The following is a 13741-nucleotide window of genomic DNA, read 5'->3' as shown; positions in this document are numbered from 1 at the left end:
TGATTTATTGGTAGTTCCGACCGTTTTGGGCGGAGCTGTCCTCCTTGTCACACCGTAAAGGGTGGCTTAACCCGTAAGGAGCTGAAAAATGCGTCACTACGAGATAGTGTTCTTGGTCCATCCCGACCAGAGCGAACAAGTACCAGGTATGGTTGAGCGTTATACGCAAGCCATAGAAAAAGACGGCGGTAAAGTTCACCGCCTAGAAGATTGGGGCCGTCGTCAACTGGCTTATCCAATCAATAAAATCCACAAAGCACACTACGTGCTGATCAATGCTGAAGCGTCTGCTGAAGCTGTGGAAGAATTGACTACTAACTTCCGTTATAACGACGCCGTTCTGCGTAACCTCGTTATTCGCTGCGATGAAGCCGTGACTGAAGAGTCGCCAATCATGAAAGCAGAAAACGAGAGCCGCGAGCGTCGTAGCCGCAGCGAACAGCGTGTTGAGCGCAGCCGTGACGACTCTGAGTCGACGACTGATGACAATAGTAACTCTGAAGCCGATACGGCTGAAGACGACGCTGAATAATTGCTGAGTTAGGAGAATAGTTATGGCACGTTTTTTCCGTCGTCGTAAATTTTGCCGCTTCACCGCGGAAGGCGTCAGCCAGATCGATTACAAAGATCTGGAAACCCTGAAAGCCTATGTTTCAGAAACAGGTAAAATTGTACCTAGCCGTATCACTGGTACAAATGCTAGATACCAGCGCCAATTGTCTACCGCAATTAAGCGCGCGCGTTTCCTTGCTTTGCTGCCTTACACAGACAGCCATAAGTAATTAAACGACGTAAAATCATGCGCGCCTTAGCTGAATTTATTATGAAAGGGCGCTTGCAGGCGGTAGCCGTTGCAGGCTTGGGTGTTGGTACGCTCATGTTTGCTTGGGTTGGCGTTGCAGCCGCAACATTAGTGATGTTGCGAAAAGGCTTGAGCGAAGGTGCCTATGTGGTTTTTTGGGCACTGTTACCGGCAATCGCGGTGGCCGCTATTGGAGCGGATGTTGGTCCTTTGACCATGCTTCTTGGTGCCGCAGCCACCGCCGCCGTATTGCGCAGTACCCAGCAATGGGCTTACGCAATGCTGGCCGCGGTTGGCGCCGGGTTGCTAACAGCATTGATCTTGATGCACTTGGCCGGTGATTATCTGGCCTCGATTCTGGCAATGGTGCAACCCATGCTAGAGCGGATGCAGGTTTCTGCTTCTGGGCGTTTGCCAGAGATTGGCAATGGCGATATCGCCGCGGTGATCGGTGTTAGCACTGTGTTATGGAGTACGCTGGCAGTGATGTTGGCGCGGTGGTGGCAGTCGATTCTGTACAATCCCGGCGGATTTCGTCAGGAGATGTGGCAGTTTCGTTTGCCTCCGACCATAACAGTGACCTTGGTCGCGCTAATGTTGCTGTTGAGTAATATTGGTGGAGATTATCGCTTTTGGGGTGTGATGTGTTTACTGCCCATAGTGATATCGGGTATTGCCTTGGTACATGGTGCAGCGGGACGCTTAGGGTTAGGCCGCGCGTGGTTAATAGTTTTTTACGTAGCGCTGTTGTTATTGGGACCGCTGTGGGCGGCCTTGATATTGGTGGCGATTGTGGATAGTTGGATTGATATTAGGCGGCGTTTGCCGAATCGCTCTCAACCATAGAGCGGCGCAAACGCAGGCGAATTTAAGAGGGTGAGAACCATGCAAGTGATTCTGCTGGAGAAAATTGGCAAGCTTGGCAACTTGGGTGATCAGGTTAATGTAAAAGGCGGCTATGGTCGTAATTTCCTGATTCCTTTTGGCAAAGCTGTACCAGCCACTAAAACAAACGTAGCTGAATTTGAAGCGCGTCGCGCTGATCTTGAAGCAGCTGCTGCTGAAAAGCGCAGTATTGCTGATGCCCGCGCCGCTAAACTGGCTGAGCTGACAGTAACCATTGAAGCTAATTCTGGCGATGGCGGCAAGCTGTTCGGCTCTATCGGTACTCGCGATATTGCTGACGCAGTAACTGCAGCTGGCGTTGAAGTGAACAAAAGCGAAGTACGTATGCCAGAAGGTCCAATTCGCGACCTGGGCACTTACGACGTGGCAGTTCAACTACACAGCGATGTAGTTCAGACCGTTAGCATTGCGGTTGTTGCTGAGTAAGTTTGCTGATCTGTTTTTGATCTAGCGCCAAATCTAATTTGGCGAGTGCAGAGGCTGCTTGGCGGCCTTTACATATATAGTCCGCCAGTTGTGTGGGCAGGATATAGGATTTAAAACAGCGATAAGCGCGCTGTAATCGGTGTAAAAAGCACGGCCGTTCTTTGTAGCGGCGGTGCTTTTTTTTTGCCACAATGCCCGATCTGTTTATTCCTAGTGATGGTTCCGTGTACCCCGAAGCTTATTCTGAATCTCCGCCGCCCTTTGAAGAAGAGAGCGATTTTGCGCAACTGAAAATGCCCCCCCATTCGGTAGAGGCAGAGCAGTCTGTGCTTGGTGGTCTGATGATCGCCAACGAAAGCTGGGACTCGGTAGCTGACGTGGTTGGCGAGGGCGATTTCTTCCGCCCCGAGCATCGCAAAATATTCGCGCAAATGACGCGCTTGATCACCCTCGAGTTGCCGATAGACGTGGTAACACTCGCCGAGGAGCTCGCTAAGGCTGGGCAGCTAGATCAGGTCGGCGGCGCCGCGTATTTGGCCGAGATCGCCAATAATACCCCCTCTGTCGTTAATATTCGCGCCTACGCCCAAGCCGTGCGCGAGCGCGCAACGTTTCGCTCGCTAATTAGTGCGGCCAATGCCATTGCCGACAGCAGCTTTAATCCCGAAGGTCGCAACAGCGACGAGATTTTGGATGAAGCCGAGCGGGCCATCATGCAGATCTCTGAGGAGCGCCCTAAAACCGGCGGCCTCACTCCCATCAACCCGCTATTGAAGTCAGCGGTTGATAAAATCGACGAGCTGTTCAGTAATGAAGATGCGGTAACGGGTTTAACCACCGGCTTTGAAAAACTCGACGAAATGACCTCGGGCTTGCAAAACTCCGATTTGATCATCGTCGCCGCTCGTCCCTCGATGGGTAAAACTACTTTTGCGATGAACCTCGTTGAAAACGCGCTGATGAAGAGCGAGCAGCCCATTCTGGTGTTCAGTATGGAGATGCCCGCCAATCAGCTGATGATGCGGATGCTGTCGTCGGTAGGGCGCATTGACCAGACTCGAATCCGGACCGGCCGTTTGGAAGAAGAGGATTGGCCCAAGTTGAGCTCGGCGGTGACCAAGCTCAAAGATAAGCTGTTGTTCATCGATGACACTCCCGCGCTGACCCCCACCGAGGTTCGTTCGCGGGCGCGTAAGATTGTGCGTGAGCACGGCAGCGTCGGTATGATCATGCTCGATTACCTGCAGCTGATGAAGGTCGCCGGCAACGGCAGCGAAGGCCGAACCGCGGAGATTTCTGAAATCTCCCGCTCCTTAAAAGGTATTGCCAAAGAATTTGAATGTCCGGTGGTTGCCTTGTCGCAGCTGAACCGCGCCTTGGAGCAAAGGCCAAATAAGCGACCGATCAATTCGGATTTGCGGGAATCGGGCGCCATCGAGCAGGATGCCGATGTGATCATGTTTATTTACCGCGACGAAGTGTATAACGAAGAGTCGGCAGACAAGGGCATGGCCGAAATTATCATCGGCAAGCAGCGTAACGGTCCCATAGGAACCGCGCGCTTAAGCTTTGTGGGCAAGCATACGCGCTTCGAAAATTTGGCCTTTGGCTACGAAGCGCCAGACGAGTATTGATGCTGGCTAAATGCTTGGCGGGAGAGGGGAGACGCAACGCTGTGCGTCGGCTTTTGGATTAAGCGGCTTAAGGCGTATGCTTGAGGCTGAAAGGCATTCGCTGCGCTCGCTAGATTTTACTTTGATTTTAGCGTTTACCGCCATCCATCAAGCGTCCTGCATCTCCCAAAAAATCAATGCGCGCTAAACGCCTGCACACAGTAACCTTTGGCTAAGGCCTCAAGAATTTGCGGGTCTTTGGCCAGCGCAGGATTGTCTGGAATATGGGCGTTGTCGATCAGTTTGCGCTTCTCGAGCAGGTCGGGGTTCCGCGGTAGGTCGAACAGTATCAGATGCTGGGCAAACTGGAAATTGCAGCCTTCGCTGCCGATCTCGGAACAGGTGAGCACTTGGGCGCCATCTTCGGGGGCGGCAAAATACGCCGCGGCGCGGTCGCGCTCAATAAGACTGAGCTCTTCAACGAATACCGCACTGGCGATGCCGCGTCGTACTCGCAGCTGCAACTCCAAGTCTTGGGCGGCGTTTTTGCCGCTGCAAATCAGTAAGACATTGTCGTCGGGGTGTCGCAGCAAAAATTTCTCTACCCAGCGGACGCGGGGGTCGAGTTTAATCCACGCATCGCCTAGCAAGAGTTCCGAGTGCAGGTCAGATTCTTCGTCGACTAGGTCGAGTGCGGATTGGTATTCTACTGGGGCGTCTAGCGGGTGTTCGTGCAAGACCCGCTGGGGGAAGCCGCCTACCGAGGCGCGGGTATTACGGAATAACATGCGGCCAGTGCCGAAGCGATCCAGCAGGTCGCGCACGACTTTTTCAATAATATCGGCATCGGCATCGGCATTGCTGGCTCAAGCAGTTCGCTAAGCTGTCAAGCTCATTGCTGTTGGTATAAGCAACAAAACAGATTTCCCTTGGCGTAGCCAAAGATAGGGCAGGTAACAACTGACTATCTCAGCGAGTGCTGTAATGAAGAAAAGTGCGACTGTTTTTAGTTCTGGCAAAGAAATTGACCTCTGTGCAGTAATAATATGGTTTTAGTCAGGCTTCACTGAGGCGGTTTAATTAGAAGTTTACCACTATGCGCTTATTGTTTTGCAGTAAAGCAGTGCGTGTTAAACGCCAGCCTACAATAACACTTGGCCAGCGCTGAGCAATCTGATTCCTAAAATTACAGCGGCATTAAACCATTTCCACCCCCATTTTTTTTGCTGTCAGTTGCGCGGAAATTTGCTGGGCTAAAAACTCAGCATCTTTGGCCACGCCAGAGAAGCGCCCAGATCCCCACGTGTGCAACCAGGGTAAACCAATAAAATACAGGCCCGCCTGGGGGCTGACGCCACGCCGGTGCTGGGGGTGGCCCATGCCATTGAATACCGGGGTATCCAGCCACGCGAAGTCGGGACGATAGCCAATGCACCACAGTACACAACCAATGTCAGCGTCGGCGAGTTTCAGCTTGCTGCGTTCTAGCTCGGGTTGCCACGGTGGCAAATATTCTTTGGCAAGCGGGGCGTCAATGCATTGCTCGTTAATCCACGTATCTATCCGTGAATTGATGTTGCGATAGACGCTGTCGGCGTGATCGAGATTAGCGGCCAAATTGCGACGGAATAGCAGGTTTTCGCCGTCGAAATCCTCCATTGTTCCGTAGAGTTCCATACCTTCGGTGGCAAAGCGGCGCAGATCAATTTCGCGGCCGCCATCGCGGCCGGTAACGTAGTGATTGGTGTTGTCACGCACGCCTTCACGCAGTGGATGTTGGTCGACAGAAATATTGTAGTAACCCATTTCATCTAACCACTCAACCACATCTTTGCCGCGATACTGACGGGCAACTCTAGGCGCGTCGCCGGTGGCGAGAATCACTTTGCGTCCAGCCAGGTGCAGGTCTTCGGCGATTTGCGCGCCAGACTGTCCGGAGCCGACTACAAGCACTGCGCCGTCGGGGAGTTGCGCTGGGTTTTTGTATTGCGCCGAGTGCATTTGAAATAGCGTGCTGGGCAGTTTCTCTGCCATGCGAGGAATAATGGGGGCCTGATAGCCGCCTGAGGCGATCACCACTTGGTCGCAGCGATAGTGACCCGCGCTGGTGAAAACTTCATAGCTGCCATCGGCGTTCACACTAAGGCGATTGACGGTGACACCTTCGCGCACAGGTGGTTTTAGTTTATCTGCAAAGCGCTTGAGATAGGCGACTATATCGTCGCGCTTCATAAAGCCCATTGGCTCATCGCCATCATAGGGGTGGCCGGGGAGATTGCACTGCCAGTTTGGTGTAACTAGAGTAAAGGAATCCCAGCGCTGGCTTTGCCAACTGTGCATGAGGGTTTTACGTTCAAAGATCAGGTGTTCAATACTCTGTTCTTGCAAATAATAACTGACCGACAGGCCCGCTTGGCCGCCGCCAACAATGATGACGGGGAGGTGTTGAATAGGGGTGCTTGGGGTATTCATGTTTGTGCCTCTGCAATGTGCTAATGCATAACGAAAATTTTGTGGGTTTGGCTTTATGTGGTGATGCTAATGATTTCGACGACGCTATCGTCGAGTGATTTAAATTGCGCGACTTTGCTGTTAATGCGGCTGAGCTGATCCATGGCGCTGCTGCATTGATAGCCGTATTTGCGTTCGACGCGGGCGCTGGCTTCGTTGAGTGCCAGTTTGCTGCGGTGTAGAAATTCCTTAAGGCTATAGCGCTGATTTGCTTCAATATGTTCGTACAATACGGTAGACGGCGAATAGCAGACGTCGACGCTGCCGTCGGGCCAGCGCACGGTAAAATTTAAAGCGGGCATGGGCGTTTCTCCAAAGGGGTTGTCGGCAATTGGGTGGGGCTCGGCCCCAGTCCAGTCAAGCTTGAGGTGCTCAGATTCCAAAACGATTCATAGGCTTCGCCGTCGCGCACGTTCAATATCGGCTCGCGAATAATTCGGCCTATTTCGGCAGCAGCAATATCACGGGCCTGAAATTTTTCTAATAACGCGGGCAGCTGTGCGCGATCGGTGGTGAGCAAATAGCCAAAGCTGGGGAAGCTGCACAGCCAGTCTGCCCACGGCGCGGCATTCGGGCGGGGAATCGCGTTCAAATCAATTTCGGCGCCGACACCGGAGCATTCGAGTAGCATTACCGCCGTACCGAGCAGCCCGGCCTGACTAATGTCCTTTGCCGCCGTGGCCAGTTTTAATTCAGCAATTTCTGGCAGCAGGGCGATATCCCCGCGCAATCTGGCTGGCGGCGCCGAGGTGGCGGCGTTCCAATTGAGAAAGGGCGCTCGGTACTCGCCGCGCAGGTCGATGGCGGCGACCAGTACTTGTCCGGGGCGAGCGCTAAAGCTACTGAGCAAGTGGTGGGCATGGCCGAGAATGGCCACGGCTAACTGGGTGCTATTGGCGCGCAGATTGGTGTGGCCGCCAACCAGCGAGACGCCGTAGGTGTTGGCGGCGTCGCACATGCCCTGCATAAGCAGCTCAGCCTTGCTGCCGCCCTTATCCCAAATGGCGTTGACGATGGCACTGGGGCGACCGCCCATGGCAGCAATATCGCTAATATTCACCATTACCCCGCACCAGCCAGCAAACCAAGGGTCGTGTTCGACAAACTCCTCAATAAAGCCTTCTATTGCCAGCAAAGTGTGGCCGTAAGGGTGAGGCAGTGCAGCGGTGTCATCGCCATTGGGGTGCAGCCCAGCGGCTAAGGTGGGCATATGAGGCGTTAGGCGCTTGATGTCGCGTTTGTGGTCGATACCCGAGTGTTGATATACCTGATTCAGTAATTGACGTAGGTTCATGGCGCTTGGTCTCCCACCCGCAGGGTATTGGCAAACTGCCTGCTTTGTAGTGACAGCAGGCTAGGCGCGAGCTCGGCCGAAGAGCTGCGAACCCGGCGATTGCGCACCATAAAACCGCTGTAGGGGGTGTGGAACGGCGGGTAATAATCTAAGTTGGCCTGCATTAAGGCGTGTTCTTGGTCGCGCACAATATTGTTGCCAATACGCTGCCAGTGCAGACGTTTAAATAGCGTCTCGTTTTGCAATTGCACATTGGCCAAAAAGCAGTTGCAAGCCAGGGCGTGGGCGCTAGATACCGCCAATTTGATTAGGCTGGCGCCGAGCTGTCCTTGGCGTCGGAAATCTCTGTCTACCGCTAGTCGCGAACCGTACCAAACACCCGGTGCCTCTTGATGAATGCGCACCGTGGCCACGACTTGTTCGTGCCAGCCGCACAGACTGCCCAGGGCGACGAGGGTGCGGGCTTGTTGCTCACCTGTCTTTAGGTCACTGCTTATTGCGTCAAGTGCATCAAGGTCGTGATCTTCAAACAGACCTTGTTCTTCGCAAAATACTCGGCGTCGCAGGGCTTGGGCCTCGGCAATTTCCCAGGGCAAGCTCGCCCACTTAATGGTGTAGCCGCTATAGGGTAGTGCGCCAAACAGTGGGGCTTGAGGTCCGGCCTGTGACTTTGTTAATTGGCATTGGGCTGTGGTCATGGCGGCGCTCCTTTAATGCTCGTACTTGGCTAAGGTTGAGCAGGCACCGCAGCGTCCGCAGCCCGCTTTAATGTCGGCGGAGCGCAGTTGGCCGCTGGCGAGTTGCGCCGCGACACCCTGTAGCAGCGGTTCCATAAAATCGGCAGAGGGACTGGGGTGATCTTCCAGTGGCGTGCCGCGAATCGGCACAAAGGGCACCACAAAGGGGTAAACTCCCAGCGCAATTAATTGTTCGCAGCAGTTGAGAATGGCTTCGGCGCTGTCGCCGAGACCCGCCAAAATATAGGTGCTGACTTGACCTCGACCAAATACCGCAACGGCATCGGCAAAGGCCTGCATATAGACTTCTAGGCTGAGTTCGGCCTTGCCGGGCATCAGTTCATTGCGCAGTGCGGGGGTAACAACTTCCAGATGCATGCCGAGGGCGTCGATACCGGCGTCTTTCATGCGCTGATACCAGATTGGGTCGCGGGGCGGTTCACACTGGCCTTGAATTGGCAGCGCCACCGCCGCCTTAATTGCGAGGGCGCTGTCGCACAGCACGGCGGCGCCGCGATCTGCGGTGGCGGGGGTGCCGGTGGTCATTACCATGTGTTTAATGCCGTCTAGTTCGACGGCAGCTTTGGCCACCTCGGCAAGTTGCTGCGGCGTTTTGTGGGCGATGGTGCGCCCCGCCCTGAGTGATTGCCCAATAGAACAGAATTTACAGGCTTTGCGGCGGCTCTCGTAACGGATACAGGTTTGCAATACCGTGGTCGCCAGCACATCGCGGCTGTGCAGCGTGGCGATATGGGAATAGGGAATGCCCTCGGCAGTGTGCAAATCATAAAAACGCGGCGTAGTCACAAAGCTAATATCGCTTAAGGGAATGTCGCCCTGCTTGAGAGTGCTCACACCATTGTGCTCGCCCACCGAAAAAGCGGAGTCCCATGCTGCGTCGCTGTAAATTGGCACCATCACCGTGGTGTCAGCAATCGTGATGGCCTGATGATCACTGGGGCCGGCGCCACCTTTGCGGCGCAGCTGGTCAGTCTGGCCACCGGCAAGTCGCAAGCCTTGGGTTTGTAGCTCAGTGATCAGCCGCTGCGTGGATTTGGCTGTTGGCTTCGATGCGGGATTCGGCTTCATCGCTGACGTCTCCTGTGACGGTGGCTGTACTGCTGGGCATCGGCTGGCTATAGCTAGCCGGTTTGTCATTAATGGCCAAACTGAGTAACTCCGGTCTGGCGTAGTGGCCGACTGAATCCATCATGCGCTTGCGTTTGGTGATTAAATTGAGATCGAGATCGGCAATGACCAAGCCTTCACCTTCGCGCAGCGGCGGTGCGAGATGCACGCCTTCTGGCGACACAATGGCGGTGTTGCAGCCACCGCGCAGCGCGCGCTGTAATTTGGGGTCGGGGGAAATAGACTCAATCTGGGCATCGCTTAACCAGCCCGTGGAATTGACCACAAAGCAGCCGGCTTCAAGAGCGTGGTGACGGATCGTGGCTTCAATCTGATCTGCAAAAATAGGGCCGACCAAGGAGCCGGGAAATTGACTACAGTGTATCTGTTCATGCTGGGTCATTAGGGCGTAACGGGCTAGGGGATTGTAGTGCTCCCAGCAGGCCAAGGCGCCAACACGGCCAACGCGGGTGTCGACCACTTTTAAACCGGAGGCATCGCCTTGCCCCCAAATCATACGTTCATGAAATGTGGGGGTGAGTTTGCGGCGCTTGAGTAGGAGTTCGCCATCGGCATCGAATACCAGTTGGGTGTTGTAGAGGCTGCCGTTGTCGCGCTCATTTACGCCCAGTACCACCACTATTTCTTTTGCGCGGGCGCGCTCGGCAACCGCGCGGGTGATAGGGCCGGGCACCACAACGGCCTCCTCGTATAGTCGCAGGTGTTCTGGCCCGGAGGCCACCGGCGGGTAAACAAAGGAAAAATACGGGTAATAGGGCAAGAAGGTTTCAGGAAACACAATGATTTCGACGCCCTTGGCGGCCGCCGTATCAATGGTGTCTAGCACTTTGGCCAGCGTACCTTCAGCACTCTCCAAATCTGGAGAGAGCTGAACGGCAGCGGCGCGAATCGTGTTGCTCTGCGCCATGCTATAAGGTCCTTACACAGTCCAAGTATCGATGATGACGGCATTGTCACGAATGTGCAGAAGCTTGAGGTCGAGCACATCGAGAGGGTTGATCGGCCGAATGCCTTCAATCAGCGATGGCTCGCCGTGGCCGTAAAGGGCTTGCAGGGCAAAGCGACAGGCGTAGACTTTGCCGCCCTCGGCCATGAACTTGCCAAGCTGATTGTTAAAATTTAAATGGCCGGGAAAGGCTTCGTCACCAATGGTGGGAAAACCGCGTTGTAGACCCAAGGTAACGCCGGGGCCATAGAGTAAAATTGAGGTTTCAAATCCTTTGCGCAGCAGTCGTGTGGCTTGCAGCATATTGACGAAACCGATGGAGCCTTCAAAGGCCACTGTGTGAAAGGTAACCAAGGCTTTTTGACCCGCCTCGGCTTTAACGTCTTCAAAGACTTTCTCTTCGTAGTCGACAAAAAAGTCACCGGCTTTGTGCATTGCTTGCGTTACTTTTGGCATGATTGGGTCTCTCCATTAGCGAGTGCTTAAAAGTGATACCACCGGCATGTGATCCGATGATGCAATGTAATAAGAGCAATCAATATGCCAATCAATTTTTGGTTTTATGCAATCAATATGCAATCAATGCCATCGCACTAACCGAAAATTTGAGCTAATTATTTTTTATGATTTTGTCTTGGCAAATTACTCATCCTTGAATTCTGTGGTTTTGCACCGCGAACGGGCTTTTTTGAGGTGTGTGCGAGCTTGTGGGGCGGAGCGAGACGGCACATGATTTGTGATGCAATCAATTTTTACGAATGATACGATCAATTTCCCTGCGGTATCGAGACATAGGTGGTAGGTTTATGAATTTGGCAGAGCTTCAGCGCTGGGCAAAGACGCTGGCTAAAGAAAAAGGGCGGCCAGCCTATTTATTAATTGCCGATTTAATTGCTGAAGATGTGGAGTCGGGACGACTACAAGCCCGTGACCGCCTGCCCACGCTGCGAGATCTCGCGGCGGCAGTCGATATCAATTACACCACGGCGGCACGGGCTTATAACGAAGCCAAGCGACGCGGCTTAATTGAGTCTCATCCCGGTTCGGGCAGTTTCGTTAAAGGCAAAGTATTGGCCTTGGGTTCGGTTAAGGGCGGTTACGAGATGACCATGAACCTCTTAATTGAACCCGCAATACCCACCCTAATAGAACAAGTGCGCGACAGCGCAATTGCCGTGCTCGCCCAGCACGACCTGTATTCTCTGCTGCGCTATCAATCCTTTGGTGGCGGCCAGCGCGAGCGCGAGACCGCACTCATGTGGCTGGATCGCCGTTTAGAAAATGCGTGCTTAGAACAGATTCTGATCTGCCCTGGTATTCACAGCGCCCTTGTGGGCTTAATGACGCAATTAGTCTCGCCGGGCCAGCTGGTGTGTGTCGAAAGCTTGGTGTATCCGGGAATGAAGGCCATTGCGGCGCAACTTGGGTTAACCCTGCATTCGCTAGAACGCGATATGCATGGCCCACTGCCGAGGGCGTTTGAAGAGGTCTGCAAGGAAGGGCGGGTAGCGGTATTGTATGTAAACCCCACCATTCACAACCCCACCACCACAACGATCCCACTAAGTCGCCGCCAAAGCTTGGCCGATGTTGCCCTGCGTTACAGTATCCCTATTATTGAAGATGACGCCTACACCATGCTCAGCGACGAGCCAGTGACTGCCTTTGCCGATTTGGCGCCTGAGCTAACTTACTACATTACCGGCACCGCCAAATGTTTTGGGCCGGGACTGCGCTCAGCGTTTTTGCACACACCCGGCAAGCGGCAGACCCAACGAGCCGCAGGCGCAATGCGAGCACTGTCGGTCATGTCTAGTCCCTTGACCGACGCACTGGTGAGCGCGTGGATAATGGATGGCACCGCCGACGCCATGTTAAAAGCAGTGCGCACAGAAGGCAGCGCGCGCTTAAAACTGGCAGAACAATATCTAGGTCGCAATCGTATTGCCGGAGCCAAGGGCGCTTTCCACCTGTGGCTGAAATTACCCAAGGCCTCTAACTGGAACCCCTCTGAATTGGCGGTGCAGCTCCGCGCCCTCGGTGTCAGCGCCGTTGCCAGTGCCGCATTCAGTACCGACAATAATCCACCCGATGCCCTGCGCATCTGCTACGGCGGCCCAATCAGTCGCGATAATTGGGAAGAAGGCCTTCAGCAACTTGCGGATATTATTGACCAGCCCGCCTTTTTGTCATCGAACACCCACTGACGTGGCAGGGGTGTTTATCTAAGGCGCAGACTGTAATAGATCATAATAAAGTGCAGGCAAAAGCGAGCCGATAATATCGCCAGCGCGTGGGAGTTGTAGTGTCATTCCGATTAACATCGTGACCGGTAATTTAAGTCGTTGAAAATCAGAAGAAACGCGATATGATCAGGAAAAGGGATATCTGGCAGAAATACAGGGACAGTCTTTGTTTGACCGGCATTCGTTGATAGCGAAGTCGCCACTTCATTGAGTTCCCTAACATTATTCAATCAATGTTGATGCTCACTCCTTTATAGGGGGGTAAAGTGATATGTGGCCAGAGTTTTCAGGTAACTGTTAGGGCATAAGAGTTCTATATGAGCAACGATATAATTTTTTACACTCAAATAATTTCATTGTCAGTTTTTGTTCTGGCTTTGTTTGGAATATATCGGTCTCTTGTTGCTAACAAAGATAGCCTTATTGAATTACAAAAAGAGCGCATAGATGTATTGGCTGAAAAGATAAATGAATTAGAAAGTCAAACTTCAGATGCATTGGCTGAATCTTTATCAAGTAGAGTTGAGCGTCAACTATCAGAAATTGAAAGGCTAAGAGCCGATGGAACTCTGCATGAAGAAGAAATTGAACTAAAGGAATCAGAAGTTAGGGGTGTTCAAGAACAGCTGTCAACTTTAGCTGAGCTTATGAAAGATTATGATCTTGTGTGTCCAAAGTGCGGAGCGCCTTTGGAAAGAAGAGAGCATCACACGCTTCATGGTTATTCTGGAGGCAGGGAGGTTGAAACTGATGTCGAGTTTCTTGAATATGCATGCGGGGCGGCCTCAAATCCTGATGGAACAGTTTCACCGTGTGCTAAGTATAAGTCCTAACAAGTGTGTCAACCGTACGTGTTTACGCTGTGCTTCAGAACGTAAATTACACTGGCCTTAGCACTCCGGTCGAGCTTCAGAATAAGGATATATAATGACTCAAGATCTTAGGATTTATGCAAAGGGGCTAGCTTTCTCAGATGGTATCTACGATCTATGAATAGCCCCCAAAACTTTAGACCACTCCGTTATTCAATTTGAAACGGTCTTCATACTGCCTTGGTGACAGCAATCCGTTTGTACCATGCTTGCGTGTCGAGTTGTAAAACATTTCGATG

Annotated in this window: 15 protein-coding genes and 1 pseudogene; 7 read left to right on the top strand and 9 right to left on the bottom strand. The window is 53.0% G+C overall.

What is annotated here, in order from left to right:
- Positions 1 to 88: 88 nt before the first annotated feature.
- The 5 genes from rpsF (at position 89) to dnaB (ending at position 3768) form a co-directional block, all read left to right on the top strand.
- The gene (rpsF, locus tag AB4876_RS05520; protein WP_368380647.1) at positions 89 to 532 is read left to right on the top strand and encodes a 30S ribosomal protein S6; all 444 of its coding nucleotides are present in this window, start codon (positions 89 to 91) and stop codon (positions 530 to 532) included.
- Between the two features lie 22 nt (positions 533 to 554).
- A complete protein-coding gene (gene rpsR / locus AB4876_RS05515; protein WP_008246166.1) occupies positions 555 to 782 on the top strand; it encodes a 30S ribosomal protein S18 in 228 nt (75 codons plus the stop codon).
- Positions 783 to 799: 17 nt separating this feature from the next.
- Positions 800 to 1648 carry a YybS family protein gene (locus AB4876_RS05510; RefSeq protein WP_368380646.1) on the top strand — a complete coding sequence of 283 codons (849 nt, stop codon included), beginning with the start codon at positions 800 to 802 and terminating at the stop codon, positions 1646 to 1648.
- Between the two features lie 39 nt (positions 1649 to 1687).
- Positions 1688 to 2134, top strand: coding sequence for a 50S ribosomal protein L9 (gene rplI, locus AB4876_RS05505; RefSeq protein WP_368380645.1), 447 nt, complete (start codon positions 1688 to 1690; stop codon positions 2132 to 2134).
- Between the two features lie 191 nt (positions 2135 to 2325).
- Positions 2326 to 3768: a replicative DNA helicase gene (dnaB, locus tag AB4876_RS05500; RefSeq protein ID WP_301029987.1), complete on the top strand. Its 1443-nt coding sequence runs from the start codon at positions 2326 to 2328 to the stop codon at positions 3766 to 3768.
- A gap of 173 nt (positions 3769 to 3941) precedes the next feature.
- Here dnaB and AB4876_RS05495 read toward each other — a convergent pair whose 3' ends face one another.
- The 9 genes and pseudogenes from AB4876_RS05495 to AB4876_RS05455 form a co-directional block, all read right to left on the bottom strand.
- The gene (locus AB4876_RS05495; protein ID WP_368380644.1) at positions 3942 to 4571 is read right to left on the bottom strand and encodes a helicase-related protein; all 630 of its coding nucleotides are present in this window, start codon (positions 4569 to 4571) and stop codon (positions 3942 to 3944) included.
- Between the two features lie 63 nt (positions 4572 to 4634).
- Positions 4635 to 4766 (bottom strand): annotated as a pseudogene (locus tag AB4876_RS05490) (YnfA family protein); the annotation flags it as partial.
- Between the two features lie 178 nt (positions 4767 to 4944).
- Positions 4945 to 6219, bottom strand: coding sequence for an MSMEG_0569 family flavin-dependent oxidoreductase (locus tag AB4876_RS05485; RefSeq protein ID WP_368380643.1), 1275 nt, complete (start codon positions 6217 to 6219; stop codon positions 4945 to 4947).
- 53 nt (positions 6220 to 6272) lie between these two features.
- On the bottom strand, positions 6273 to 6560 hold the full coding sequence (locus tag AB4876_RS05480; RefSeq protein WP_368380642.1) for an MSMEG_0570 family nitrogen starvation response protein: 288 nt from the start codon (positions 6558 to 6560) through the stop codon (positions 6273 to 6275).
- Positions 6548 to 7552, bottom strand: coding sequence for a sll0787 family AIR synthase-like protein (locus AB4876_RS05475; protein ID WP_368380641.1), 1005 nt, complete (start codon positions 7550 to 7552; stop codon positions 6548 to 6550). The genes AB4876_RS05480 and AB4876_RS05475 overlap by 13 nt, the downstream gene beginning before the upstream one ends.
- Positions 7549 to 8250, bottom strand: coding sequence for an MSMEG_0567/Sll0786 family nitrogen starvation N-acetyltransferase (locus tag AB4876_RS05470; RefSeq protein WP_368380640.1), 702 nt, complete (start codon positions 8248 to 8250; stop codon positions 7549 to 7551). Before AB4876_RS05470 ends, AB4876_RS05475 begins: the two co-directional genes overlap by 4 nt.
- A gap of 12 nt (positions 8251 to 8262) precedes the next feature.
- The gene (locus AB4876_RS05465) at positions 8263 to 9378 is read right to left on the bottom strand and encodes an MSMEG_0568 family radical SAM protein (protein WP_368380639.1); all 1116 of its coding nucleotides are present in this window, start codon (positions 9376 to 9378) and stop codon (positions 8263 to 8265) included.
- Positions 9320 to 10345, bottom strand: coding sequence for a Nit6803 family nitrilase (locus AB4876_RS05460; protein ID WP_368380638.1), 1026 nt, complete (start codon positions 10343 to 10345; stop codon positions 9320 to 9322). Before AB4876_RS05460 ends, AB4876_RS05465 begins: the two co-directional genes overlap by 59 nt.
- A 12-nt stretch (positions 10346 to 10357) precedes the next feature.
- Entirely contained in the window at positions 10358 to 10840 is a 483-nt protein-coding gene (locus AB4876_RS05455; protein WP_368380637.1) for an MSMEG_0572/Sll0783 family nitrogen starvation response protein, read from the bottom strand.
- A gap of 350 nt (positions 10841 to 11190) precedes the next feature.
- On the opposite strand from AB4876_RS05455, the gene AB4876_RS05450 reads away from it, so the two are divergent.
- On the top strand, positions 11191 to 12591 hold the full coding sequence (locus AB4876_RS05450; protein ID WP_368380636.1) for an aminotransferase-like domain-containing protein: 1401 nt from the start codon (positions 11191 to 11193) through the stop codon (positions 12589 to 12591).
- Positions 12592 to 12947: 356 nt separating this feature from the next.
- Positions 12948 to 13463, top strand: a complete 516-nt coding sequence (locus AB4876_RS05445; RefSeq protein WP_368380635.1) for a hypothetical protein — start codon at positions 12948 to 12950, stop codon at positions 13461 to 13463.
- Positions 13464 to 13741 lie beyond the last annotated feature (278 nt).

It is taken from the genome of Zhongshania guokunii (genome assembly GCF_040892635.1).
In the GTDB taxonomy this organism is placed as follows: domain Bacteria; phylum Pseudomonadota; class Gammaproteobacteria; order Pseudomonadales; family Spongiibacteraceae; genus Spongiibacter; species Spongiibacter guokunii.
This window is presented reverse-complemented; position numbering and strand designations above follow the sequence as displayed.

Excerpts from the sequence above, each read along its gene's own strand:
- rpsF (WP_368380647.1), top strand. The coding sequence starts at position 89 with ATGCGTCACTACGAGATAGTGTTCTTGGTCCATCCCGACCAGAGCGAA.
- rpsR (WP_008246166.1), top strand. The coding sequence starts at position 555 with ATGGCACGTTTTTTCCGTCGTCGTAAATTTTGCCGCTTCACCGCGGAA.
- AB4876_RS05510 (WP_368380646.1), top strand. The coding sequence starts at position 800 with ATGCGCGCCTTAGCTGAATTTATTATGAAAGGGCGCTTGCAGGCGGTA.
- rplI (WP_368380645.1), top strand. The coding sequence starts at position 1,688 with ATGCAAGTGATTCTGCTGGAGAAAATTGGCAAGCTTGGCAACTTGGGT.
- dnaB (WP_301029987.1), top strand. The coding sequence starts at position 2,326 with ATGCCCGATCTGTTTATTCCTAGTGATGGTTCCGTGTACCCCGAAGCT.
- AB4876_RS05485 (WP_368380643.1), bottom strand. The coding sequence starts at position 6,219 with ATGAATACCCCAAGCACCCCTATTCAACACCTCCCCGTCATCATTGTT.
- AB4876_RS05480 (WP_368380642.1), bottom strand. The coding sequence starts at position 6,560 with ATGCCCGCTTTAAATTTTACCGTGCGCTGGCCCGACGGCAGCGTCGAC.
- AB4876_RS05475 (WP_368380641.1), bottom strand. The coding sequence starts at position 7,552 with ATGAACCTACGTCAATTACTGAATCAGGTATATCAACACTCGGGTATC.
- AB4876_RS05470 (WP_368380640.1), bottom strand. The coding sequence starts at position 8,250 with ATGACCACAGCCCAATGCCAATTAACAAAGTCACAGGCCGGACCTCAA.
- AB4876_RS05465 (WP_368380639.1), bottom strand. The coding sequence starts at position 9,378 with ATGAAGCCGAATCCCGCATCGAAGCCAACAGCCAAATCCACGCAGCGG.
- AB4876_RS05460 (WP_368380638.1), bottom strand. The coding sequence starts at position 10,345 with ATGGCGCAGAGCAACACGATTCGCGCCGCTGCCGTTCAGCTCTCTCCA.
- AB4876_RS05455 (WP_368380637.1), bottom strand. The coding sequence starts at position 10,840 with ATGCCAAAAGTAACGCAAGCAATGCACAAAGCCGGTGACTTTTTTGTC.
- AB4876_RS05450 (WP_368380636.1), top strand. The coding sequence starts at position 11,191 with ATGAATTTGGCAGAGCTTCAGCGCTGGGCAAAGACGCTGGCTAAAGAA.
- AB4876_RS05445 (WP_368380635.1), top strand. The coding sequence starts at position 12,948 with ATGAGCAACGATATAATTTTTTACACTCAAATAATTTCATTGTCAGTT.